Origin of the sequence: Humidesulfovibrio sp. (assembly GCF_031082295.1) — a bacterium.
Classification (GTDB): domain Bacteria; phylum Desulfobacterota; class Desulfovibrionia; order Desulfovibrionales; family Desulfovibrionaceae; genus Humidesulfovibrio.
On record NZ_JAVHLD010000012.1, the window covers coordinates 48,129 to 71,941 of the forward strand.

Consider the following 23,813-nt stretch of genomic DNA (forward strand, 5'->3'; position numbering starts at 1 on the left):
AGAGAGTGCCTTTCTCTCTCAAGAAACGGGGCCAACCGTGCGCGGGGCTTTTTGTCGTCTTCGACAAAAAACCCGCGCACATTGCCGACGCCCAGCGCAACCGAGGCATCCGCCCCAGCCACCCAGGCCTAGGCCCTACGGGGGGTCCGGGGGCCTCAGGCCCCAGGCCGCCGGAGGCATCCCAGGCCCGGCTTCCGGCTACAGTCGGCGGTAGGCGTGCGGGACGAGGGGTGTTTGTCCGGCGAGGGCGTTGTGGATGAGGGAGAGTCCGGCCTGTTTGTCGCGTGGGAGGCGCAGCTTGAGCCGCAGGGGGTTGGAGGCGTGGTTGGAGAAGAACAGGCCGCTGGTGAGGTTGGTTGTTTCGAGTAGCCAGGCGAGTTCCTGCAGCAGGCCCTGGTCGTTTTGCGGGGTGAAGTCGCCTGCGAGCAGGCGCTGGTGCAGGGGGGTGCCGGGCACGATCATGAGCGCCAGGGCGGCGGCCTGTTCCGGGTCCATGCGCGAGAGGGCGCGGCCGGTGGCCTCGGCGTGTTCGCGGGCGCGGGTTTGGCCGCCCAGGCCGAGCAGCACGGTGACGGAGAGCTTCAGGCCCGCGGCCTTGGCTTTGGCGGCCTGGCGCAGGTGTTCCTCGGCGTCGCCCCATTTGTGCATGCTGGCGAGGGTTTCGTCGTCGCCGGACTCCAGGCCCAGGTACAGGGTGGAGAGGCCCAGGGCGCGCAGGCGGGCCAGTTCGGCCTCGGTCTTGCGGGAGAGGGCCTTGGCGTTGGCGTAGGTGCTGATGCGCGTGACTTGCGGCAGGCGCTGGCGGATGTCGGTCAGCAGGTCTTCCAGGCGTTCCTGGGGCAAGATGAGGGCGTCGCCGTCGCAGAGGAACAGGCGGCGGACATCGGCAAAATGGTGCGCGGCGTAATCCAGGGCGGCGCGAATTCGTTCGGGGGACTTGATGGCGAAGCGTTTGCCCTTGTAGGCCGGGCAGAAGTCGCACTTGTTGTGGGAGCAGCCCAGGGTGACCTGAAGCAGGATGCTTTCGGCCTCGGCCGGTGGCCGGATGACCTGGCCTTCGAGGTCTTCGCCCAGGAGCGTCATGCTGTTACCCCGGCAGGGCGGTGACGATTGCGGTGGCTTTGATGCCGCGCTTTTCGCCGGTGAAGCCCAGGCCTTCCTCGGTGGTGGCCTTGACGTTGACGGCGCTGGCGGGAAGCTCCAGCAGCTGGGCTATCTGCGCGGCCATGCGGGCCTTGTGGGGCGCGAGCTTGGGGACCTGGGCGATGACGGTGAGGTCGGCGTGGACGGGCCGGTAGCCCAGGGCGCGCACGCGACGCAGGGCCTCAGTGACGAACACGGCGCTTGGCATGTTGTCGAAGGTGTCGTCGGTGTCGGGGAAGAGCTGGCCGATGTCTCCGGCGCAGGCGATGCCGAGCAGGGCGTCGGTGAGGGCGTGCAGGAGCACGTCGCCGTCGGAGTGGGCGATGACCTGGGGCGCGCCGGAGATGCCGATGCCGCCGAGCATCATGGGCCGCGCCTTGGCGAGCACCTTGGGGGAGGCCTCGCCGGGGGCGAGGTAGCGGTGCACGTCGTAGCCCCAGCCGGTGCGCGGAGGCTTCGCCTCGTTCATGGGGGAGGAAAGCAATGCCAGGTCCGCGGGGTTTGTGATCTTCACGTTGCGCTCCTCTCCGGGCACGATCAGCACCGGGTGCCCGCAGCGTTCCATGAGGGCCGCGTCGTCCGTGACCTCCCAGGCCTCGGCCTGTGCGCGGCGGTGGGCTGCGGCAAGCGGCGCGAGCAGGAAGCCCTGGGGAGTCTGCACGGCGCGCAGGGTCGCGCGGTCCGGTGTGTCGACAACAACGTTGTCGTGGTCCACGGCCTTGATGGTGTCGGTGACGGCGAGGCCGGGTATGGCCGCCTGCGCGCCGTCGGTCAGGGCCTGGGCCACTCGGCGGGCCAGGGCGGCGGTGGCGAAGGGCCGGGCGGAGTCGTGCACGAGCACGGCCTTGCAGTCGGCGGGCAGGGACTCCAGCCCCAGGCGCACGGAGTCCTGGCGGCGCTCTCCGCCGGAACAGGCGAGCCAGGGCAGGCCCAGGGGTTCGGCCGCGTCCAGTTCGGCCACCAGCTCGCCCATGCGCTCCAGGTCCTGGGGCGGAAAGACGAAGACGAGGCCCGTGACCGCCTGCACGCGCGAGAGGGTGCGGGCGCTCTGCCAGAACAGGGGCGCGCCGTTCAGGTCGAGATACTGCTTGCGGACGGGGTCGCCGCCTTGCTGCGTCAAGGCCTGGGCCAGGCGGGTGCCGCTGCCTGCGGCGAGCAGAACGGCCCAGAGCGGTGCGGCAGAGTTATGCGGGCTGTTGCTGGGCATGGCGGCGGCCTTTCGCTGGGCGGTGTTGCGGGAAAGAGGCCGGGGGAGGTTGCGCCTCCCCCGGTTCATTGTCGGCTTGCCGGAGCCGGACTGTAAGCCGGGTTTTGTGTCCCCCCCTGTCCCTTTCGGGACGGAGGGGCGACCGTCATTCCTCTAGGATGGCCGTTACCGACCACCTCAAGCGACCTACCCGAAGGCAATAGCCGGGCCAGCCTGCCTTCCTATTTGGTCTTGCTCCGAGCGGGGCATGCCTAGCCGGGCGTGTCGCCACGCCCGCTGGTGGGCTCTTACCCCACCGTTTCACCCTTACCCCGCGCCCCCGAAGGGATGCGTGGCGGTCTGCTTTCTGTTGCGCTTGCCGAGGATCACTCCTCCTGGGCGTTACCCAGCGCTCTGCCCTGCGGAGCCCGGACTTTCCTCCCCGTCCCTTGCGGGCCGCGGCGACGGTCCGTCCAACTCCGGCTGAAACCTATTCCTGAATCGTGGGGGAATGTTCCACCCAGAAAATGATGCGCTGACAGTTGGGGCAGCCGAGGATCTGCTTGCCCTTCTGCAATTCGTTGTACGACTGGGGCGGAATCTTGATGTGGCAACCGCCGCAGATGCCCTCGGTGACCGGGACGATGACCGGGTGCTCGATGCGCGAACGGATGAATTCGTAGCGGCCCAGGATGGGGGGCGGCACGACCTTTCCGGCCTTGTTGCGGCGCTTGCCCAGGGCATCCAGGCGGGACTGAGCCTTGGCCAGGCGCTCGTCCAGGGTGGCCTTCTTGGCGTCGTAGCCCTCCATGAGGCCGTCCATCTCGGCGGCCAGCTCCTGCATGGCGGTGTCCTGGCGGGTGAACTCCTCCATCACCGCGATGCGCTCTTCCTCGCGCAGGCGGTTCAGCTTCTCCATGGAGTCCATCTCGCGCATCATTGCGTGATATTCCTTGGAGTTGCCCACAGCCATGAGCTTGTTCTTGCTCTTCTTGATCTTGTGCCCGTCGTCCTCGATCTCGCCCTCAAGGCGCTTCTGCTGCACTTTCAGCAGGTCGAGGCGTTCCTGAACCTGGGCCTGACGCTCCTTGAGCTGGGCCAGGCGGCCTTCAAGTTCCGAGAGCTCGAGCGGAGCCTGCTTGACCTCGACCTCCAGACCCTTGATTTCATCATCCACGGTCTGCAGGACCACCAACTGCTCGATCTGTTTCTGATACATGGGCACCTCTTAGTGTTGCAATATTGTGACGCCGCCAGGCCGAAAGGACTGCTGGCCTTAAGCCAGCACCCGATAGCCGAACGGGCTCTTTCCCTCGAAAAATTTCACGTCCACGCCGGACAGGGCCGCGCCGAGCTCCCCGGCGAAGAGCCGCATCATCTCTTCCTCCAGGATGAAGTGGCCCACATCGAAGACCAGCCCCGGCGTCTCCATGGCGGGGTGGTGCTTCACGTCGCCGCAGATGAACACGTCCGCGCCCGCGGCAAAGGCCGCCGGGATGAGCGAGGCCCCCGAACCCGTGGTGTAGCCCACGCGGCGGATCATCTCCGGCCTCGGCCCGCACTCGGCCCAGGCGAGCCCCTTGGCGCTGCCGCCAATGACTCCGGAGGGCCGCTGCACGCTGAACAGGGCCTTCTCCAGCAGCTTGGCGAAGTCCTCGTAGGGCAGGGGCTTGGGCAGGGAGCCCAGCTGGCCGAAGCCAACGCGCTCCAGCGGGGCCTCCAGGCGGCGCACCAGGAACTCCGGGCGCTTGCCGAAGATGCCCACAAGCCGCTCGGCGATGTCGTCCCAGGCGCGCTCCTCGCAGATGACGCGCACTTCCCCGGCGCTGCTCTGGGACACGGCGATGACGCCCGGGGCGTCGGAAAGGGGCCGGGCCTCGCGCTCGGTGATGCGCGCCGGGGCCTGGAAGAAGACCTCCCGCGCGGGGAAGGACTGCACTGGCTCGATGCTGGCGCAGTCGCTCAACTTCAGGGCGCGGCCAAGCCAGAAGGCCGGGCCGTCGGGCCTGCAGTCCAGGCTGGTGTGCGCGGTGTAGAGCCAGGCCCCGGCCTTCATGAACTGGCGCAGCACGGTGAGGTGCTGTCCGTCCTGGGTGGGCGCCTGGGCCTTGAAATACAGCGGGTGGTGGGTGATGACGAGGTCCGCGCCCCAGGCCAGGGCCTGAGCCATGTTCGCGGGGTGCGGGTCCAGGGTCACGGCGAGCTTCTTGATCTCGGGCCGCTCGCCCTTGATCTGCACGCGGGAGTTGTCCCAGTCGGCGGCGAAGGCCTCTGGAGCCAGGGAACGTATGGTGCTCAAGACTTTATCGGCGTTCATGCGACCCCCTCAAAACGCAGATGCTCCCGTAGGGATTCCCCCTGGGAGCATCTGCTATCGCCTGCACAAGTCCGGGCGGCAAGTTTCAACGTCTTCGCTGCTGCGCGTATGGTCAATGTCAATCCTTGCGATTTGGCCAGTCTGTTCTGGCCTTGCGCTGAAGCCGGTGTCGCGGCCCGCTTGGCCCGCCCGCGCCCCTGGGGTTGTCGCCCGGTGGCCTGTGGTCTGACTGGTGGGCCAACCAGGGGTCGAACCTGGGACCATCCGGTTATGAGCCGGGGGCTCTACCAACTGAGCTATTGGCCCGTGTCCGTCCGAGCAGACTTATATATCCGAAGCGCCGAGCGCCGTCAAGACGCAATGCCGCAGCCTCCGGCGCCGTGGTCCTGCGCGGTCAGCGCGCGCTTTTGATGATGCGCTCGATGAGTCCGGTGGTGGAATAGCCCTGCAACAGCGGCAGGCTCATGACCTGGCCTCCGGCGTTTTCCACGACCTCGCGGCCCACGATGCTCTCCTTGCCCCAGTCGCCGCCCTTGATGAGCACCTGGGGCTGTACGGCGCGGATGAGCTCAAGCGGCGTGTCCTGGTCGAAGATGACCACGAAGTCCACGGCCTCCAGCCCCGCCAGCACAAAGGCGCGCGCGGCCTGGCTGTTCAGCGGGCGCCTGGCGCCCTTGGCGTCTTTCTTGATGCGCTTGACCGAGGCATCGGAGTTGAGGCCCACGATGAGGCCGTCGCCCAGGGCGCGCGCGCGCGCCAGCAGGTCCACGTGGCCCGGGTGCAGCAGGTCGAAGCAGCCGTTGGTGAACACCAGCCGGTAGCCGGCGGGCAGCACCCGGCGCATGGCCAGGAACTCTTCCAGGGTCATGAGTTTCGGGTGGAACAGGTCTTCGTCGTTCATCGGTCTACCTCTTGGAATTTTTTGGCTGCAAATGCTCGGTGTGGCCCATGAGCGAGAGCTCCAGCCAGTCGTAGCCGAAGTCGAGGCAGGCCTCCTCGTCGCCCAGGACATCCTGCTTGCGGGCCTCGGTCATGTCCAGGCGGTCCATGAGCCCGGACTGGGCCAGGAAGGGCTGGAACTCGTCAGGCTGGTACAGGGCCAGCCCCGCCATGCCGAGCTGCTTCTGGCCAATATGTCGGCCGGTGAGCGTCTCGAAGGCGCGCAGGTCCTCGGCCAGGGCCATATAACGGTCGTTGGCCTGGTTGTATGGCTCAAGGCCCTGGTCGTGCATCCAGGCCGCGGCGTCGAAGTCCGTGCCTTCGTCGAACCCGTGGCAGTGGGCCTCGCGCGCCATGAAGATGCGCTCCACCACGTTCCCCTCGGCGTCGCGCTGGGTGGCCCGGCCAAGCGGATAGGTGCGGCAGGCCGAGGGCCTGTCCTGGTACACGGCGCAACCTGTTTCGCGCTGGAAGGGACAGTGGTGTCGGGCGTCGGCCAGCATGCGCATGTGCAGCATGGGCAGGCCCACCTCCGGCATGGCCATCAGGTTGGCGAAAAGGGTGATGAACTCACGCGAGGTCTGGCCCGTGGTGTGGCGGAGGCGCAACGCGTCGTAGGGCGTGAGCATGAGGTCCAGCGCCGAGCAGCAGGCCCCGAAGCAGGACACGCCGGGGTGGCAGGCGAAGCGGAAGCACTCGCCCGCCTTGAGCTCCTGGTGCTCGTTCAAGAACTGCTGGCTGGAGTCGGTCATGCGTCTGGTCCTTCGGAATAGGTTGTGTCGAGCAGGGCCAGGCCCGCCGTCAGGTGCGCTTCCAGCCGCTGGGCCTGGGCCTCGATGTGCCGGGCGATCTCCTGGCGCGGGTGCATGCACTGCATCTTGTAGCGGTTGCCCGCAGCGCCCGCGCCCGCCGCTTCGGCCTGCGACGCGAGGCCCGAGCGCTTGCGGTGGCCCACCCTCAAGTGCCCCGTATACACGGCATTGGAGCCGGAATCCAGCATTCGCAGGTCACGCTCGAAATCATCGTACTGCGAGGGGCCGAGGGCCAGGGAGAAACCGCCGCCAGCGGCGTTCGGCGCGTGGATCGCCTCGCGCCGGAACAGGTGGCAGCAGCCCGTCACCGAGGCGCAGGGGCTCACAAAGTCGAACAGGCCCCAGTCCGGGCCTTGCAGATGCGCGTCGCAAAGCCGGAAGGGGTTGGGGGTCAGGCTCTGGAAGTCCAGGTCCGGGCGGTCGCCGTTTTCATCGCAGGGGGCGTCCGCCGGGATGACCAGGTGTCCGGCGACGTTCTGGAGCAGGTGCGGGGCGTGGTGGTCGGCCACCTTGCAGCCCACGACCCCGGCCTCCGGGTGCCGCCGCAGGGCCGCGCCCAGCCGTCCCAGCCAGTCGCGGGACAGAGCGACGTCGTCGTCTAGGTAGATGAGAACGTCGGCGGCCTTGGCCTCGGGCGTCGCGGCCAGCCAGTTGCGGGCCGCCGGCGCGCCGATGTTGATGGGCAGGGTCACGCGCAGCAGGTTTTCCCCCGCGCGGTTGGCCCAGGCGTCAAGCACCTGGGGAGTGGCGTCCGTGCTGCCGTTGTCCAGCACCATGACCTTGGCGCCGTGCAGATCGGAATGAAGCAGGCTCGCCAGCGTGGCGTCCAGGTCCGCCGCCTTGTTCCAGGTGTACAGCATGATGAGCGCAGGCCCGGGCAGGGGCGCGAGCTCCCGGCGCAGGCCGCTTGCCGCGTCCGCAGCCACCTGTGCCAGATTGGCCTGCCAGGGCGCGGCCTTCAGGGCGCGCAGCAGGGGCGCGGCGGCGGCGGGCTCGTCGCCAGCGGCCAGCAGCGCAAGACCCGCGCGGGCGGGCGCGAAGCCCGGGCCGAAGAGTCCGTCGAGCGTGCGGAGGGAATCCAAGCAGGCGGCGGTGTCGCCGCGCAGGAAGGCCGCCTGGGCCTTCAGCGTTCCCGCCACGGGCGCCAGGGCGGGGGCCGCGTCCAAACCGCCCAACGCCGTGGTCTCCAGGGCCGCGCGGACATCCGGCTCTGCGGCGTAGAGCGCCAGGGCCAGGGCCTTCTCGCGCCAGAACAGCGCCGTGGGGGCCTTCTGCACCTGCACGGCCAGGAAGTCGGCCAGCTTCTGCGTGTCGCGCTGCTTGGCCAGGCGCTCGAAATAGGCCAGGCCTCCGTCCTTGGCTTCCGGCACGCGCCAGTTGTCCGCCACGGCGGCGAGGCCGGCGCGGGAGGCCTCGGGCAGCGGCAGCTCCGGGGCGGACAGGATCTCCGCCGCCAGCGGGCCGCTGAGCGGATTCTCGCCCCAGGCCCACAGCACCAGCTCCGCCGCCAGGGCGGTCAGGCGCGCGTGCTCGGACGGCTCCCCGGCCCCGCGCGCCAGCCCCAGGCACAAGGCCCCGGCCTGGGCAAGGTGCCGCCAGCCCGTGGACGAGAGCGCCAGCCGCCGCCGCACGGGCTCAGGCAGGGCGTCCCAGGCCCCGGTCAGGCTTTGGGCTAGCGGTGCTGACATGGCGCGCCTTCCTCAAGGCCTGACAGGGACATCTCCGCCGCCACCTGCCGGGCCAGGTCCTCGATGGGCAGGGGCTCGAACAGTGCCTCGCCGAAATAGGTGCGCAGCAGGGTGAGGGTCTTGGCGGCGTTGCCCAGGTGCCGGGCCACCAGCCGCCGGTTGACACGGCCCATGCGCAGGCGCAGGGCGGGGTCCTCGGCCAGCCGCGCCACGGCGTCGGCCAGGCCGGGCACGTCCTCGGACGCCCGCACGAAGCCGTTGACGCCGTCGTGCACCAGTTCGGGCATGCCGCCCACCTCGGTGACCACGGCGGGCAGCGAGCAGGCGAAGCCCTCCAGCAGCGCGTTGGGCAGGCTCTCCTGGCGCGAGGGCAGCACCAGGATGTCGGCGTCCCGCAGCTCGGCCAGCACGCCCGCGTGGGGCAGGTGTCCGGCCACGCGCAGGCGCAGGCGCAGCCCCGGCGTCACCAGTTCCTCGAAGGGCTTCATGTTGCGCACCCCGGCGGCCACGAACTCCAGGTCGCGCACGCCGCGGGCCACCAGCTCCGCCGCAGCGCGCAGGAACACGTCGAAGCCTTTCGCGGGGGCCTCATTGCCCACGTAGAGCACCCGCGCGCCGCGCTTCTTGCGGGGCTGGCGCTCCGGCGGGAGCGTGCCGTTCTCCGGCAGAAAGGAGTTGTACACCAGCCGCAACCGGTTCCGGGGCACCTGGTATTTGCGCAGCACCTCCGCGCACTTGAGCGAGTTCACGGTGACGCCCTGCGCCGCCAGGCAGTACAGCGCGAAGATGGTGTTGGGCGGGAAGATGACCCCGCGATTGACGAACAGGCTGAAGCGCGCGCCGCGCGCCTTGGCCAGGGCGGCGCTCTTGTAGGCCTTGGCGTGGAAGGTGTGCACCACATCGGCCTGCACGCGGGCCGCCAGCTCGGCCACGAAGGAGGCCGCGCGCACGTACTGCTTGAACCCGCCGAACTCCACCACCTCCACCGGGTTTTCGCCGGTGGCCAGGGGCACAAGCGCCGTGGCGATCTCCGAGCCGGGCGGGATCACCGCCGTGACGCGCAGGCCGCTTGCGCGCATGCCGAGGATGTTGTTGACCATCTGGCGCGAGCCGCCGGAGAGCTTTTCGGAGTCGGTCATGTACAGCACGCTGGCGATTTCCGGGCGCTTGCGCAGGTACTTGAAGAACAGCCGCGAGCTTAAGCTGCCCGAGTACATGCGCAGGCGGCTTTTGATCCACGCGCCGTTCTTGCTCTTGCCGACGCCTATCCGGTGGATGCGCATGGGATTCGTGCCGGACACGTTGGCGCTGCGCTCCAGGGTGAAGGCGGCGGTGAACCCGGCCTCGCGCAGGCAGGCTTCCGACAGCGCGTCGAACTGGCCCCAGGGCCAGCAGAAATACTGCTCGTCGCCGTAGCCGTTCACCTCGCGGATGCGCGCGTAGCAGCGCCTGAAGTCCTCCAGGCAGAAGGCCCGGCGCTCGGCGTCGGAGCGGCGGCGGTAGTACAGCCCCCCCCCGGCCTCAAGGCCGCCCTCCGTGGGCCAGTAGCCGTTGTAGACGTAGGCGCTGCCGGTCTCGAACTGCGGCAGGGCGCTTGGCTCGCAGCCCTGGCGCTGCGCCGGGGTGTAAATGCCCCAGGCGCTCCAGTGGGCGTGGGCGTCGGCCTGGCTGCCGGTCTGGATGAGGCTGCGGAAGCAGCCCTGGTGCCGGGCGCTGTGGCCGTGCACCTCGAAGCCGAAGTCGTGGACCATGGCTCGCAGCTCGGCCTCGTTCATGAACTGCGAGACGTCCCCGGCCTCCAGGGCGCGGCGGAAGGACTCCGGGGCGCTCAACAGCTCCGGGCCTCCGGCCTCCGGGGCGAGCTGGGGGCGCTTTTCGCCCGTGCCGATGAAGTCCGTGACGCAGAAGAACACGCCGGTCATGGAATACTTGGCCAGAAGCGGCGCGGCGATGGTCCAGTTGGACAGGTGGCAGTCATCGAAGGTGAGCACGCAGGCCTTGCCCGGAACGGGGGCGTTCCCGCGCAGGCAGGCCAGCATCTCCCGCGCGGAGATGGTCCGGTAGCCCGCGTCGCGGATGGCCGCCAGGTGCTCCTCGAAGCGCTCGGGCGTGTGGCCGTCGGTCCGGCTCACGTTGTGGTAGCAAAACACTGGAATGCTGTGCGGCACGCTGTACTCCCTCGCAAAACGCCTACCAGACGCGGCCCACCCCGGCAAGGGCGCGGCGCACCACGACATTCGGCGGGCGCGCGGCAGCGGGAACGTTCATACGTCTATTGATAATATGCGCGGATAAGGCTACAAGCCAAAGATATGTCCGAGCGGACGATTCTCTTCCTTGCCGAGCCGCAGTCTGTCAGCGGCATCTTTCCAGCCCTGCGCGACGCCGGGGTTCAGGCGGGTGTGGCCGACGGCCTCACCTCCGCCATGGCCTTCCTCAAGCGTTCCCCCACGGCGGTGATTTTCTCGCGCCCTGCGCTGCCCGGCTACGCCGCCGAGGCCCTGCTCTCGCGCCTGGCCGAGCTTTCGGCCAAGGGCGACGACGTGCCGCCGGTGGTCATCTTCTCGCGCGCGGGCAGCGCCGAGGAAGCCCAGAAATACCTGGAGCTCGGCGCCCGCGACTACTGGCTGGAGCCCCTTGGCTGGGAGAAGATCAGCCTCATGCTGCCCGAACCCGCGCCCGAGCCGGAGCCCGAGCCCAAGCCCGCCCCCCGTGCCAGCGCCGGGCGCGTGCTCTCCAACGCCTCCATCCCCGCCGCCTCGGCCTCGAACGCCGCCGCGCCGCGCCTGGCCTCCAACGCCTCCCTCGCCGCAGGGGCCACGGCCACCTCCTCCGGGCCGGAATCCGCCGCCGGGCGCTTCCAGATCATCGGCAAGCACCCCGCCGTGCAGCGCGTGCTGGCCCTGGCCCGGCAGGTGGCCCGCTCCAAGGCCACGGTTCTCATCAGCGGCCCCTCCGGCACCGGCAAGGAAATGTTCGCCCGGTTCATCCACCACAATTCCGACCGCGCGCGCGAGCCCTTCGTGGCCATCAACTGCGCGGCCCTGCCCGAGCACCTGCTGGAGAGCGAGCTCTTCGGCCACGAGAAGGGCGCCTTCACCGGGGCCATCAACCGCAAGCTCGGCAAGTTCGAGCTGGCTCAGGGCGGCACCATCCTGCTCGACGAGATCACCGAGATGGACCTGGCCCTGCAGGCCAAGCTCCTGCGCGTGCTGCAGGAGGGCGAGATCGACCGCGTGGGCGGGGTGGAAACCATCGGCGTGGACGTGCGCGTGCTGGCCACCACCAACCGCGACCTGGAACAGACCGTGCGCGAGGGCAAGTTCCGCCAGGACCTGTTCTACCGCCTGAACGTCATCCCCCTGCGCCTGCCCGCACTGGCCGAACGCGGCGACGACGTGCTGGTGCTGGCCGACTATTTCGCCGGCAAATACGCCGCAGCCTACGGCATGGGGCCGCAAGTCTTCGCCGAGGACGCCCGCTCCTGGCTGGCCAGCTACGACTGGCCGGGCAACGTGCGCGAACTGCAGAACCTCATGGAGCGCGCCGTGCTGCTCGCCCAGGGCGGCCCCATCCAGCAGCGGCACTTCCTGCTCGACGGCGACACCTGGGGCATCGACATCGTCGAAGCTCCGGAAACGCCCGCCGACGCCGCGCCCGCGCCCCTGCCCACCGGGCAGGCCAGCGCCGACTCCGCCCCGCCCCCGGCCACCCTGCGCGACGCGCTCTCGGTCATGCCCCTGCACGAAATGGAAAAGCAGCTCATCCTGAAAAGCCTGGACGAAACCAGCGGCAACCGCACCCTGGCCGCCCAACTGCTCGGCATCTCCGTGCGCACCCTGCGCAACAAGCTCAACGAATATCGCGAACAGGGCCTGGAAGTGGCCTAGGCACAGGCACCAGGGGCTCCGCCCCACTGGAGTCCGCCGGGAGCCGAGCCTCCGGCGGCCGGGGGAAATGATTTCCCCCCGACCCCCCCCATTTGGCCGCCGGAGGCATCTCTTTCCCAAGGAGTGTCCATGCATCCCGCCCGCGCAAGGCTCATCCACAGCAGACCACAACAAGATGGCCCAGTGGTCTACTGGATGCACCGCGAGCTGCGCGCGGCCGACAACTGGGCGCTGGCGCACGCGCTTGAACTGGCGCGGGAGCGCGGCAGGCCGTTGTGCGTGGCGTTCTGCCTGGCGCGGCATTTCGGCCAGGCCAGGCCGGAGCATTTCGCGTTTCTGGTGCGTGGCCTGCGGGAGACTGCGGCGGCGCTGGAGGCTCTCGGCATCCCTCTGGCGCTGCTGCGCGGCGAGCCCGGGCGCGAGATTCCTGCGTTCGCGCGGTCTGTCGGGGCCGGGCTGGTGGTCACCGACGCCGACCCCACGAAGCCCAAGCGGGCCTGGCTGGCCGAGGCCCTGCCGAGGCTGGACGCGCCGGTGGTGGAGGTGGACGGGCGCAACGTGGTTCCCGTCCGCGCGGCCTCTGACAAGCGCGAGTACATGGCCCGCACCCTGCGGCCAAAGATCCAGCGCCTGCTGCCGGAGTTCCTGGACGAGTTCCCGGCCCTGGCGCCGCACCCGGTCGCGTGGGACGCGCCCCTGCCGCGAGCGGACTGGGAGGCGCTGAGCGCTGAGTTCGGCCCGCCACCCAAAGCCTTCGCGCCGGGGGAGGCCGCTGCCCAGGCCCGCCTGGACGCGTTTCTGCGCGACGGCCTGCCGCGCTATGCCGATGACCGCAACACGCCGGTGGAGCCGGCCTGCTCGCTGCTCTCGCCGTACCTGCACTTCGGCCAGCTTTCCGCCCAGCGGGTGGCGCTCAAAGTGCTGGCGGCCAGGAACGTTCCGGCCGAGGCCCGCGACGGTTTTCTGGAGCAGCTCATCGTGCGGCGCGAACTGGCCGAGAATTTCTGCCTGCACACCCCGGACTACGACACGCCGGAGGCCTTCCCGGCCTGGGCGGCGGCCACGCTGGCAAAGCACCAGGACGACCCGCGTCCGCACCTGGCCAGCGAGGCCGAGCTGGAGGCCGGTGATACGCCGGACCCGCTTTGGAACGCGGCCCAGCGTCAACTGCTGGCCACCGGGCACATGCACGGCTGGCTCAGGATGTACTGGGCCAAGCAGATTCTGCTGTGGTCGCCGGACGCGGCCACGGCGCTGGCGCGCTGCCTGCGGCTCAACGACGCGCTGTCGCTCGATGGCCGCGACGTGAACGGGTACGCGGGGATGGCCTGGAGCATCGGCGGGGTGCACGACAGGCCCTGGCCGGAGCGGCCAGTGTTCGGGACCGTGCGCAGCATGACGCTCTCCGGCGCGCGCCGGAAGTTCGACGTGGCGGCCTTCGTGGAGCGCTGGTCGATCGGGCTTTAACGCAGGAGCAGGGACGGGCCGCCGGGACGGCAGTCAACCACGCGGCCGATGCACACGGACAGGTCGCCGGAGGCCTCAAGCATGGCCTGGGCATCGGCCAGCTTGTCCTGCGACACGCCGAGGATGAGCCCGCCCGAGGTCTGGGCGTCGAAGACCAGCGCCACGCGCAGGTCGTCCAGGCCGGGAGCCCGGTGCGCGCGCGGCATGTAGTGGTTCAGGTTGCACACGCTGCCGCCGGGCAAAAGCCCCAGCGCCGCAAGCTCCAGCGCCTCGGGGAAGAAGGGCACGGCCGCGAGGTCGAGCTCCGCGCAGACGCCGCTCGACTGCGCCATCTCCAGCAAGTGCCCGCCCAGGCCAAAGCCCGTGACGTCGGTGGCGGCCTTGAGCCCCAACTCGCGGATCACGGCGGCCCCGCCTCGATTCAGCCGGGCGCACCATTGCAGCAGCAGCGCTTCGAGCGCCTCCGCGCCGGGCCGACCGGCCTTCACGGCGGTGGCCAGCACCCCGGTGCCGATGGGCTTTGTCAGCACCAGGGCGTCACCGGGCTTTAGCCCACGGTTGGTGGCGATCTTGTCGGGGTCGATGACGCCGGACACGGACAGCCCGTACTTGATCTCCGGGTCTTCCACGCTGTGGCCGCCGCAGAGCACCGCCCCGGCCTCATGGATCTTGGAGAGCCCGCCCTTGAGGATGGCGCCCAGGACCTCCGGCGGCATGTTGCGCGCCGGGAAGCAGCACACGTTCATGGCGGTCAGCGGCTCGCCGCCCACGGCGTACACGTCGGAAAGGGAATTGGCGGCGGCTATCTGCCCGAACTGGAAGGGGTCGTCCACCACGGGCGTCAGGAAGTCGACGGTCTGGACCAATGCCATGCCGGGCGGAAAGCGCACCACCACGGCGTCCTCGTTGCCGCCGCGCGGCCCCGAGAGAATGCGTTCGTCCTGGCCGACAACCAGGCCCTTGAGTATCCGCTCCAGGTCCCCTGGAGCCACCTTGGCGGCTCAACCGGCGGCGCGTACGCCCTGGGTCAGCCGGACTTTTTGCGGTGCTGCGGGAAATGCGGAGAATGACTGCATGGGTAATCCCTACCAGAACAGGCGTGCACAGCCAAGGGAAATCCGTGTATCTGCGATAGATAGTTTCGATAGTTGATTTCCGGGGCAGATTGTTCCCGGCACGCAAGATGCATCGACCTGGGCAGCGCGGCTCAATGTCGCGCGGGAGGCACCCATGATCCGTCATCGTTGTGCAGCCTGCGGGCACCATATCAATCGCACCGACCATCTCTTCGAGGACTCGGACGGCACCCTGTGCGCGGCCTGCCTGACGCGCCTGGCGCCCGGCCGCGGGCCCGAAAAAGGAGCACGCCGCTGCGCTCCGGCTCCGCTGGCGCCCGCCTGGGCCATGCTGCCGGACCTCGCCTTCCGGCGGCAGGAACAAGGCTAACGCCCCTCCGGCAAAACGTCGCCACGCCAACGCCACAAGGCCCGGCCTCCCGTTCAGGGAAGGCCGGGCCTTGCGCGTTTGGGGCCGCTCCCCTCGGGGGGGGGGCGCCGCTACTTTTCCGGCGCCAGGTCCTGGTTCTTTTCGGCGTTCTTGGCGGCATCCTCCAGCACGCGCTTGAGCACGCCGATGCCCATGCCCACGGCGGTGTCCACCACCTTGCCGGTGTCGCGCACGTCCACCTCATCGGGCTTGTACAGCCGCACGGTGACGATCTCCGGGCTCAAGGCCGAGCCCCCGCCGGACGCGGCGACGGGACGCACCGGGATGTCCTTCTGGCCGTAGCCTTCCTTGATGATGGTCAGCAGGTGGTTCTGGCCGGTGGCCATCTCCACGCTGCACGGGGTGGCGGCGCAGATCTGCTGGCCGTCCAGGTAGACCAGCGCGCCGCTCGGGTCGGTGCTCACGGGAACCTTCTGGGTGGTCACGCAGCCGCCCAGCAGCGCGATGGCGAAAACGGCTGCGAGCAGGCGGGGAGACAGGGAACGCGGCATGGGGCCTCCGGTCGTTGGTTGGGGATGCGTGCTCGTCATTTAACCCTTCGCGCCGCGGGCCACAAGCCCCCTGCCGGGCCTAGCGCGCAAGCTCCTTGAAGGTGAAGTCCCCGGTGAGGGAGCTGGACTCCCAGGGCACCTGCTTCTCGTGGGTCTCGCCCAGCACGCCGATGCGCACCCGCTTGAACATCTCCTCGATGGGCAGACCGGGCGTGCGCATGTGCTTGAGGAGCTGGCCGGTGTACACGCCGTTCTTGCCGCCGCCGTCGGCCGCCACAGAGTCCGGGGCCGTGGCGTAGGCCACGATGGACCCCCTGGGCGCGTCCATCTTGGCCAGCCCTTCCTGGGCGGAGCGGAACCCGCGCGAGTACGGGTTGTTGCGGCAGGCGTCGAGGATGACGATGTTCAGCTGGTTGCCAGCGTTCTCCATGCGCCCCAGCACCAGCCCGGCGTCCATGCAGCGGTACTTCACGTCCTGCTCGGCGGAGAGGCGCGCGTCCACCGGCACCAGGTAGTTGCGCCCGCCCACCTGCAGCCCGTGCCCGGCGAAGAAGAACAGGCCCGCGCCGCCCGCCTTGAGGCGCGTCCACAGCTCGTCCACGGCGTCCTCCATCTGCCGCAGGGAGGCGTTCTCGCGCAGGATGACCTCAAAGCCCAGGCTGCGCAGGGCGGCGGCCATGTCGCGGGCGTCGTTGACGGGGTTGCGCAGGGGCGCGTTTGGGTACGCGCCGTTGCCGATGACCAGGGCCACCCGTCGCAGACCGACCTTGCCCAGCACCTGGTGGGACGGCGCCTGGGGCAGACCTGTCGCCAGCGGCGGCTGCGTGATCGTTTGCGGCAGGGGCTGCGGGGCCAGGGTGGATGGCGGCGCGCCCGCGCCGGGTCCGCCGGAGCTGGCGGCCTTCTTGGCGCGCAGGCCGGGGTATTGCGGCGTGGCCTGAAGCGGGACGGAGGGGACGCTTAGGCCCGGCGCCTGGCTCGCGAGCCCCGTAACCTGGGGACCGCCCAGGGCCACGGTCACGTCAACATAGCCCTCGTTGTCCCAGACGCCACGGTCCTGTTCGTTGATGTGCAGGTACAGCAGTCCGTCCGCCGGAGCGATGAACTGGAGGGCCTTGCCCACGCCAAACGGCACACCGGTTTCGCCGATGCGGGCGATGAGCGCCTGATGTGTCCAGCCCCTGAGGATCGACCCGCCCAGATCCAGGCACAGGCCGGTGTACATGTCCAGGCCGTCGGCGTCGGTCCACTTGCAGCCGGGCCAGGCCCGCCAGCGCCCGTTGGTCGAGATGGAGTAGGCGGCGCCCTGCTTCACGAACACCCCGGTGTTGCGCCAGTCGCTGGCCTGGGCCAGCACTCGCGTGCTCACTCCGGGGCTCGCGCCCGGTTCCGTGAGGTCCACCGCCGTCAGCGGCTGGTCAGAGTATTTGACGCCCACGCAGGCCGCGAGCAGGGCCAGCAGGAGCAGGCAGAGAGCAAGGCGCGACGCGTTCATGACCGCCTCCCGCCCCCGGCGGCTTGGGGCCGGGGACTCCTGCCATGTTCATAGCAGATTCGCGGCGGGAATCAATCCTGCGCGGCGGCCTCCGCCAGCGTTTCCGGCAGGTCCAGCGCAGCGCGAACGCTGGCGATGCCCCTGGCCTCCACGAACCTGGCCGTACGCTGGCACTTCCTGGCGTTGTCGCGATAATGCGCGAGCACCCGGCCCACCAGGGCCAGGGCTGCGTCGGCGTCGAGACCCGCGGCCAGCTCGTCGCCCACGCGCGGACGGCCCCCCGCATTGCCGCCAAAGACCACGGTCCAGCCGTTCTTGCGGCCCACCAGCCCTATGTCGCGCACGTAGGACTCGCCGCAGCACATGGGGCAGCCGGACACGCCCACCTTGACCTTGGCGGGCAGGTCCAGGCCGTTGAACATCTCCTCCAGCCGCGCGCCCAGGCCGAGGGAATCCTGCTGGCCGTAGCCGCAGGCCGCGTTGCCGGGGCAGGCCTGCACGTAGTGCACGCCGTGCTTCACCGCGCGGCCCTCGCCCATGCCGAGCCCAGCCCAGACAGCCGGAACGTCGTCGGCCTTGATGCCCACCAGGGCGATGCGCTGACCCGAGGTCAGCTTGGCGATGGGGATGTCGTACTGGCGGATGGCCTTGGCCAGGGCTTCCAGCTGGTCCGCTGTGATGACCCCGGAAGGCAGGCGCGGCACGATGGCGTAGGAGTCTGTTCCGCGCTGGGCGATGGCCCCCTTGACCTTGGGCGCGGGGTTCTTTCTGGTGATGGTCATGGCTTCTCCTGCTGTGGATGTGTTGCCGTGTCCGTTGAGCTCACAGGCCAGAATGCCGGATCGCGGCGCTGGAGTCGACCCTCGCACGGACAGCGGCAGAGCGCCTTGACTTGAGTCATATATGGGGGATGGAAGCAGGCAGGGCCATTGCGGGCCGACCGTGGTTTCTGGTACATGTGCGCCAATTCCGGGAGGTTCGATGCGCCGTACCGACGTTCTGTTTCTGTGCGCGCTCGCCAGCGCGCTCCTTGTGGCGTTGGCGGCCCGCACCGCCCAGGCCCGCACGCCCGGCGAGCTGATGCGCGAGCCCGTCACGGGCATGGAGTTCGCCTGGGTGCCGGGCGGCTGCTACGACATGGGCTGCGGGCCGTGGACCCAGGACTGCGAGCTGTACGAGCACCCGGCGCACAGGGTCTGCGTGGGCGGGTTCTGGCTGGGCCGCTTCGAGGTCACCCGGGAGCAGTGGGCCAAGGTCATGGGCGCAGCCGCCCCTGGCGGGCAGCCTTTGGCGAAGGACGGCGGCGACCTGCCCGTGGCGCTGGTGAGCTGGGCGGAGGCGCGGCGGTTCGCCGCGAGGCTGACGGAGCTGTCGGCCGCGCGGGGCGGCGGGGCGTTCCGCCTGCCCACCGAGGCCGAGTGGGAATACGCGGCCCGCAGCGGCGGGCGCATGGAGAGCTTTCCCGGCGCGGTGAGCGAGAACGAGGCCGGCTGGTACTACGAGAACTCCGGCGGCAGGGCGCACCCCGTGGGGGGCAAGGCCCGCAACGGCCTGGGCCTGCACGACATGATGGGGAACGTCTTCGAGTGGTGCGAGGATGTCTTTGACCGGGGCTTCTACGCCCGCTCGCCCAAGGACGCCCCGCTCTGCGTGGATCCCGGCCGGACTCCGGCGGACTGGCGCGTTAGGCGCGGCGGCAGCTTCGGCACCCTGGCGCGGGACGCCCGCACGGCCATGCGCGGCAAGCTGGAGCCGGACTCTCGCGACGAGTTCACGGGCCTGCGCCTGCTGCGCGAGCCAGATTCCGCCTTGCCGAGTCCCGGCAAGCCCTAGTTCCGGGCCTTCTTCCCTGATTTCCGCTGCGGCGAGGCCTTGACTGCGGCCGCTTTTTCCGGGCCGACGGGCCGCGCCTGCCGCTTGAAGAACTCCCACAGGAGGGCCGTGGCGTCGGGGTCCGGCGTGGGCAGGTCGCAGTAGCGGAAGCGCACGGCCTCGCCGCCGGGCCAGGCGTGGCCGCCGCCCTTGACGATGACGTACTCCACCGACGCCCTGCCGGTCTTGCTGTCCGCCGCGTTCTCCGGCCCGTAGTATTCCACGCGCGCGCGCACCTGCCGCCCGTCCACCACCTTCCTGGCCTTGGGCAAAAGCCCCAGGCCGCGCACCCAGAAGTCCGCCTGGGCGTTGGCCGGGAAGTCCTCGCACAGGCGCCCGCTGCGCTGCTGCCCGGCCGCCGGGCCGAAGCGCGCCACACGGTCGCGGTTGCCGTGGATGAGGAGCACGGGCAGAGGCTCCCTGGGCGGCGGGGTGTCGCAGGGCAGGCTCCCGGCCACGGAGGCGATGCTGGCCACGACGCCCGGGCGCTCCAGGGCGAAGCGGCTGGCCAGCATGGCCCCGTTGGAGAAGCCGGCCAGATGGATGCGCCGGGCGTCAACGGGATGGTCGGCCTTGAGGCGGCCGATGAGCGCGGCGAGGTAGCCCACGTCGTCGATTTTCTGGTCGCGGGCGTAGCCGCAGCAGTTCCAGGCGTTCCAGGTCTGAATGCCCGCGTACTCCTGGCCTTGCGGGGTGGCCTGGCCCTCCGGGAACACGGCGATGAAGTCCGCACGCTCGGCCAGGGCCGCCAGCCCGGTCTGGCGCATGGCCAGCCGCGCGGAGCCGCCCGCGCCGTGCAGGAAGATCACCACCGGCAGCGGCTGCGCGGCCTGATCCTTCCGGCGCGCCACTGGCCGCGGCTCGACCACCAGGGCCAGACGCTCCAGGCCGTCGTGCTCCAGGCGCAGCTCGGCGAAGCCCTGCTGGACGGCGCCTTGCCGGTTCTGCGCGGGGGGGGCGGGCTGTCGGGGCCGGGAATCCTGGCCGTCGACGGAAAAGGCCGAGCCGGGCAGAGGCGCCACAGGGCTGGTGGGCAGGGTCTGGACAACCGGCGCGGTGGGCATGGCCGGGGCGGTGGGGCCGGTCTGCCGGGCCTTCGGCTTGGCCGGGGTCTTGGGAAAGCTCGTGGCGGTCTGCTGCCGCTCCTGCTGGGGCGGGCGGGTCAGGGATTCCACGATGTCGTTGATGGTCTGGCGGGAGCTTGAGGGCTCCGCTGCGCGACACAGCCCGGCGGGCAGCAGGGTGAGGGCCAGGACATGCGCCAGCAGGAGGGCCGGACCCCGGAGCCGGGGCCGGAGCGTGGGGCGTGGCGCGTTTATGGGGTGCCTGCCAGGATCTTGCCGGTCATGGGGATGAAGAACACGCCCATGTCCTTGCGCGAGTGGACCTTGCCCGCCTTGTCCTTGGTGAACACGTAGAGCACCTGGCCCTTCTTGAAGGGCTGGCCGATGGGCACGATCAGTCGGCCCTCGGGCTTGAGCTGTTTCAAGAGCTCCGGGGACACGTAGCGGGCCACGCAGGTGACCATGATGATGTCGAAGCCGCCCTCGACCTCGGGCCAGCCGAAGTAGCCGTCGCCCACGCGGGTGCGCACGTTGTCCAGGCCCAGCGGCTGGTAGATCTTGGCCACTTCCGTGCCCAACGGCTTGATGATCTCGACCGAGTAGACGCTCTTGACGATGCGCGACAACAGCGAGCTCTGGAAGCCGGAGCCGGTGCCGATCTCAAGCACGGTGTCGCCGGGCCGGGGCCGGCAGAGCTGGGTCATGTACGCCTGCCCCAGATAGTCCGACAGGGCCGAGCCGTAGCCGATGGCCCAAGGCTTTGGCGCGGGCTCGTAGCAGTTGCTGGCGAAGGACTTCTTGCGCTGGTAGTCGTAGTGGAAATACTCGCGCGGCAGCTCGCGGAAGGCCCGCAGCACGTTCTCGTCGGCCTTGCCGAAGCGGCGCTTGAGGTAGCTCTCGATGGCCAGCATGGCCGTGGCCTTGCGCGCCTGCAGCTCCGCGAACGCGCTCTCGGACAGCTCGGACTCCCGCCCGGACTGGCGCATGGCGGCCTGGTAGGCCTTGAAGTTCCAGGGTGCGCCGGGTTTCCAGGCGAGGGCGGCCCCGCCGCCGGGCACGGGCGCGGCCTGGGCCTCGCCGGGGCCGGGGAGCGGGATTTCAGCGGCGGCCTTGGCCGTTGCGGGCTGGACCGTTGCGGCCAGGACCGTTGCGGGCGGGACCGGGACGGCTTGCGGCGTGGCGGCCACGGGTGCCTCCGCCGAAGGGCCCACCAAAGCCTCAACCGGAGCCTCCGCAGGAGTCGTCACCGGGACCGTCACCTGGTTGACCCTTTGGACGGGGGCAGGAGCCGAGGCCGGGGCCGCGAAGGGATTCGGGAACAGGTCGAGCGCCAGGACGAGCGCCCCGGCCACCAGCGTGGCTGCGGCCAACCCGGAGAAGATCATGACGCTTTTGCTGACGGACATGGGCTGCGGCTCCTCGGTTCAGACGGTGCGCTAGGCCATAGCACGGCTCTTGCCCGCTAGGGAAGCCCCAGGCAGCGGGCGGGTCCACAGCGGAAAAAGCCCTTGGCTTCATGACGGGACACCGTGGTCCGCCCGGTTCGCGGCAGCGTTCTGAGCTTCGGCACCCCGCCGAAACGCAGAACAAAGGGGGCCGCCCGGCCCCCTCTGCTGTGTTGTATTGCTGCCGCGCGCGCTTACTGCGCGACCAGCCGATAGGCTTTGAGCTCGGACTGTTTCCTGCCCTTCTGCTTGGCCCAGTCCTCGCGCTTGACCACAAGGCCGATGGAGGGAGCGTACCAGTAGGTCGTCCGGTACCAGCGCCCTGCGGGGTCGGCGGCGATCACCTTGTAGGCCTTGAACGTGCCTGCGGGAACGGTGACCTCTTCATAGGCGTCAACATAGACGCGCATTTCGTGGGGACCGTAGGAACCGTAGAGGAAGTCCGCGCGCCACCTCTTGTCCGTCGTCAGGGGCCAGGAGAAGAGGGCGTTGTGCGGTTTGGCGTAGACGCCACGGTGCGGCACGCCGCCAACGAGGGTGGTGATCCAGTTGCCGGTGTCCAGGTCGAGGATGTCGATGCTGGGTTCCGCCTCGCCGTCCGACATCGAGACGCGGTGGACCTTCTGGCCCTGGTAGTCGCCATCCTCAAGGACGGTGGAGGTGACCAGGCTGGGCTTGCCGTCGTTGTTCACGGCCATTTGCCAGCGGGTTCCGGGGGCGGGGAAGGCGTAGTTGGCCGGGGCAGGATCCTGGGCGAAGCACAGGGTTCCGGCGGCGAGAAGCGCAGCCAGCGCGCCGAGGACAATGTGAAGGAGTTTGTTCATATGTGCCTGCTCTTTTCTTGACAGAGGGTGTTAGGAGCCGCCCTTGGCGTTGTGGACCACGTAGACGGTGCCGCCCGCGCCTCGGATCAGGTAGGTGTGGCTCTTGGCGATCTCGAAGTTGAAGACGTACTCGTCGGTCCCCACGCGCTCCAGGCTGCGCACGTCGATGAGCCCGTCACGCCCTGTGAGCCGGTCGCCGGGGCGCAGATTCTTGGCCTCGGCCCAGGTCCCGTCGGCTTTCAGGACCGGGTGGGATTCCGTAAGCTTCAGCTGTCCGTTCAGCAGCAGGTAGTGGTTCTGCTCGAACACCAGCTTCTGGACCACCGGCCTGGCCACATGGGTCTTGGTGGCTGCGTCGAAGCTTTGCACCATGTCACCGAGCTGGAGAGAGGTGATGGGCCGGAACGAACCGTCGGCCATGGCCACCTGGGTGTCCCTGGTGAAGCAGCCGAAGGACACGGCCCTGGCGGCGGCGGCGTTTGCCGCGGCCTGGGCCGCAGCAGCAGCGGCGAGGGAACCGCCGAAGATGCCGCCCCGTTGCAGGCTGGACATGGCGCTGAACTGGGCCAGGGTCGGGGCGTCGCGCGGAGGAGTGGAATCGAGCGCCCCTGCCGCCAAGTCAAAGAAGGGGTCGCGGGCCAGGGCCTTCTTGAAGAAATCGGCCGCGCTCTGCCACTGCCCCGCGTCCAGGGCGTCCAGCCCCTGGCCGTAGAGCATGACGCTCTGGAGGTCCTTGGTCTGCGGCATCCTGAGGCTTCTGGCCTCAGCCGCGTCCGGCTGCACTCCGAGCTTTGCCAGCAGTTGGGAGGCGGTGTCCTTTTCGAGCTGGAAGAACTTGTCGGGCGCCTGGTCCACAGCGAAGTTGATGGCGGGCTTGCCGGTGCGCTCGACAAGGCTGGTGGTGGCGGTAAGGGCGCCACCGAGGTTGCCGGTGACGACGCTCTGCGCCCCAAGGATGCGGCCCAGCCGGGGCGCGGTCTGTGCGTCCAGCGCGCCCGCCTTGCCGAGCCCCATCTCGTCGTAGAGGGCCTGCAGGCGCACCCGCTCCAGCACCTTTAAACTCTTGGCTGCGCTCAGGTCGGAGATGAGCATGGCCGTGAGCGCCTTGCGCAAGGGGGCATACTGTTTGTCCGGCGAAAGGTCGCCATAGGGAAACACGGCGATGCTGCCGGGGGCGACGGCGGCGGGCTGGCCCGCCTGCTCGGCCTTGAGGGCCTCCTGGGCCAGGCGCGCGCTCTCCGTCATCTCGAGCAGGGTGACGAACTGGGCCACGGCACGGCGCACAAGCGGCTTGGTTTCGTCGCGCACGCCGCGCAGCACGGCGATGGCCTTGGCGGTTTCACCCTTGGTGACGAGGACGTTGCCAAGGACATAGGATCCCATGGGGTGTCCGGGCTGGGCGGCCAGAACCTCCTGCACCAGGGTCTCGGCCTTGGCGATGTCGCCCGTCTGGATCAGGGCGTTGGCGAGCTGGGCTTTGGCGTCAAGGTCGGCGGGGTCCTTGTCCAGCCGGGCCTGCATGGCCGCAGCGACCTCGGCCGGGGTCTGGGCCGCCAGGGCCTGGGCCGTCGGCTGGGCCAGGCACCAAACGAACAGCGCCGCAAGAACGGCCATCCTCAGCATGACATGAACGCTTTTCATCGTGTTCCCCCTGTCTCTCGCGAAATGGGCTTG

Annotated in this window: 20 protein-coding genes, 1 tRNA gene and 1 other RNA gene; 4 read left to right on the top strand and 18 right to left on the bottom strand. The window is 69.6% G+C overall.

Annotation, left to right across the window (positions count from 1 at the left end; translation table 11 throughout):
• Positions 1 to 198: 198 nt before the first annotated feature.
• The 10 genes from RDU24_RS08415 to RDU24_RS08460 all read right to left on the bottom strand — a co-directional run bounded on the left by RDU24_RS08415 (position 199) and on the right by RDU24_RS08460 (position 10,253).
• A complete protein-coding gene (locus tag RDU24_RS08415; protein WP_308735297.1) occupies positions 199 to 1,083 on the bottom strand; it encodes a radical SAM protein in 885 nt (294 codons plus the stop codon).
• Between the two features lie 4 nt (positions 1,084 to 1,087).
• Positions 1,088 to 2,350 (bottom strand): 2-C-methyl-D-erythritol 4-phosphate cytidylyltransferase, encoded by a 1,263-nt coding sequence (gene ispD, locus RDU24_RS08420; protein WP_308735298.1) that lies wholly within the window; start codon positions 2,348 to 2,350, stop codon positions 1,088 to 1,090.
• A 77-nt stretch (positions 2,351 to 2,427) separates the two neighbouring features.
• Positions 2,428 to 2,810, bottom strand: an RNA gene (rnpB, locus tag RDU24_RS08425) — RNase P RNA component class A.
• A gap of 9 nt (positions 2,811 to 2,819) precedes the next feature.
• Positions 2,820 to 3,548, bottom strand: a complete 729-nt coding sequence (locus RDU24_RS08430) for a zinc ribbon domain-containing protein (protein ID WP_308735299.1) — start codon at positions 3,546 to 3,548, stop codon at positions 2,820 to 2,822.
• A gap of 57 nt (positions 3,549 to 3,605) precedes the next feature.
• Positions 3,606 to 4,646: a Nif3-like dinuclear metal center hexameric protein gene (locus tag RDU24_RS08435; protein ID WP_308735300.1), complete on the bottom strand. Its 1,041-nt coding sequence runs from the start codon at positions 4,644 to 4,646 to the stop codon at positions 3,606 to 3,608.
• Positions 4,647 to 4,876: 230 nt separating this feature from the next.
• Positions 4,877 to 4,952: transfer RNA gene (locus RDU24_RS08440), tRNA-Ile, on the bottom strand.
• A gap of 88 nt (positions 4,953 to 5,040) precedes the next feature.
• Positions 5,041 to 5,547 (bottom strand): D-glycero-beta-D-manno-heptose 1-phosphate adenylyltransferase, encoded by a 507-nt coding sequence (gene rfaE2, locus RDU24_RS08445; RefSeq protein ID WP_308735301.1) that lies wholly within the window; start codon positions 5,545 to 5,547, stop codon positions 5,041 to 5,043.
• Positions 5,548 to 5,551: 4 nt separating this feature from the next.
• Entirely contained in the window at positions 5,552 to 6,337 is a 786-nt protein-coding gene (locus RDU24_RS08450; protein WP_308735302.1) for a YkgJ family cysteine cluster protein, read from the bottom strand.
• Positions 6,334 to 8,085 (bottom strand): glycosyltransferase, encoded by a 1,752-nt coding sequence (locus tag RDU24_RS08455; protein ID WP_308735303.1) that lies wholly within the window; start codon positions 8,083 to 8,085, stop codon positions 6,334 to 6,336. Before RDU24_RS08455 ends, RDU24_RS08450 begins: the two co-directional genes overlap by 4 nt.
• Positions 8,070 to 10,253: a glycosyltransferase gene (locus RDU24_RS08460; RefSeq protein WP_308735304.1), complete on the bottom strand. Its 2,184-nt coding sequence runs from the start codon at positions 10,251 to 10,253 to the stop codon at positions 8,070 to 8,072. The genes RDU24_RS08455 and RDU24_RS08460 overlap by 16 nt, the downstream gene beginning before the upstream one ends.
• Before the next feature lie 144 nt (positions 10,254 to 10,397).
• Between RDU24_RS08460 and RDU24_RS08465 the strand changes: the two genes are divergently transcribed.
• Both RDU24_RS08465 and RDU24_RS08470 read left to right on the top strand, forming a co-directional pair.
• Positions 10,398 to 11,975: a sigma-54 dependent transcriptional regulator gene (locus tag RDU24_RS08465; protein ID WP_308735305.1), complete on the top strand. Its 1,578-nt coding sequence runs from the start codon at positions 10,398 to 10,400 to the stop codon at positions 11,973 to 11,975.
• Between the two features lie 129 nt (positions 11,976 to 12,104).
• A complete protein-coding gene (locus tag RDU24_RS08470; RefSeq protein WP_308735306.1) occupies positions 12,105 to 13,442 on the top strand; it encodes a deoxyribodipyrimidine photo-lyase in 1,338 nt (445 codons plus the stop codon).
• Here the strand turns inward: RDU24_RS08470 and selD are convergent.
• Complete coding sequence (gene selD, locus RDU24_RS08475; RefSeq protein ID WP_308735307.1) at positions 13,439 to 14,518, bottom strand: selenide, water dikinase SelD; 1,080 nt, start codon at positions 14,516 to 14,518, stop codon at positions 13,439 to 13,441. The genes RDU24_RS08470 and selD overlap by 4 nt on opposite strands.
• Before the next feature lie 154 nt (positions 14,519 to 14,672).
• On the opposite strand from selD, the gene RDU24_RS08480 reads away from it, so the two are divergent.
• Positions 14,673 to 14,888, top strand: coding sequence for a hypothetical protein (locus RDU24_RS08480; protein WP_308735308.1), 216 nt, complete (start codon positions 14,673 to 14,675; stop codon positions 14,886 to 14,888).
• Between the two features lie 110 nt (positions 14,889 to 14,998).
• Here RDU24_RS08480 and RDU24_RS08485 read toward each other — a convergent pair whose 3' ends face one another.
• The 3 genes from RDU24_RS08485 to RDU24_RS08495 all read right to left on the bottom strand — a co-directional run bounded on the left by RDU24_RS08485 (position 14,999) and on the right by RDU24_RS08495 (position 17,716).
• Positions 14,999 to 15,439, bottom strand: coding sequence for a PEGA domain-containing protein (locus tag RDU24_RS08485; RefSeq protein ID WP_308735309.1), 441 nt, complete (start codon positions 15,437 to 15,439; stop codon positions 14,999 to 15,001).
• 79 nt (positions 15,440 to 15,518) lie between these two features.
• A complete protein-coding gene (locus RDU24_RS08490) occupies positions 15,519 to 16,934 on the bottom strand; it encodes a caspase family protein (protein WP_308735310.1) in 1,416 nt (471 codons plus the stop codon).
• 71 nt (positions 16,935 to 17,005) lie between these two features.
• The gene (locus RDU24_RS08495; protein ID WP_308735311.1) at positions 17,006 to 17,716 is read right to left on the bottom strand and encodes an NAD(P)/FAD-dependent oxidoreductase; all 711 of its coding nucleotides are present in this window, start codon (positions 17,714 to 17,716) and stop codon (positions 17,006 to 17,008) included.
• A 199-nt stretch (positions 17,717 to 17,915) separates the two neighbouring features.
• Between RDU24_RS08495 and RDU24_RS08500 the strand changes: the two genes are divergently transcribed.
• Positions 17,916 to 18,767, top strand: coding sequence for a formylglycine-generating enzyme family protein (locus RDU24_RS08500; protein WP_308735312.1), 852 nt, complete (start codon positions 17,916 to 17,918; stop codon positions 18,765 to 18,767).
• On the opposite strand, the gene RDU24_RS08505 is transcribed toward RDU24_RS08500, so the two are convergent.
• The 4 genes from RDU24_RS08505 to RDU24_RS08520 form a co-directional block, all read right to left on the bottom strand.
• Positions 18,764 to 19,981, bottom strand: a complete 1,218-nt coding sequence (locus RDU24_RS08505; RefSeq protein WP_308735313.1) for an alpha/beta hydrolase family esterase — start codon at positions 19,979 to 19,981, stop codon at positions 18,764 to 18,766. The genes RDU24_RS08500 and RDU24_RS08505 overlap by 4 nt on opposite strands.
• A 140-nt stretch (positions 19,982 to 20,121) precedes the next feature.
• Positions 20,122 to 21,276 carry a protein-L-isoaspartate O-methyltransferase family protein gene (locus tag RDU24_RS08510; RefSeq protein WP_308735314.1) on the bottom strand — a complete coding sequence of 385 codons (1,155 nt, stop codon included), beginning with the start codon at positions 21,274 to 21,276 and terminating at the stop codon, positions 20,122 to 20,124.
• A 233-nt stretch (positions 21,277 to 21,509) separates the two neighbouring features.
• Positions 21,510 to 22,139, bottom strand: a complete 630-nt coding sequence (locus RDU24_RS08515; RefSeq protein ID WP_308735315.1) for a TapB family protein — start codon at positions 22,137 to 22,139, stop codon at positions 21,510 to 21,512.
• A 30-nt stretch (positions 22,140 to 22,169) separates the two neighbouring features.
• Positions 22,170 to 23,780, bottom strand: coding sequence for a tetratricopeptide repeat protein (locus RDU24_RS08520; protein WP_308735316.1), 1,611 nt, complete (start codon positions 23,778 to 23,780; stop codon positions 22,170 to 22,172).
• Positions 23,781 to 23,813: the final 33 nt, after the last annotated feature.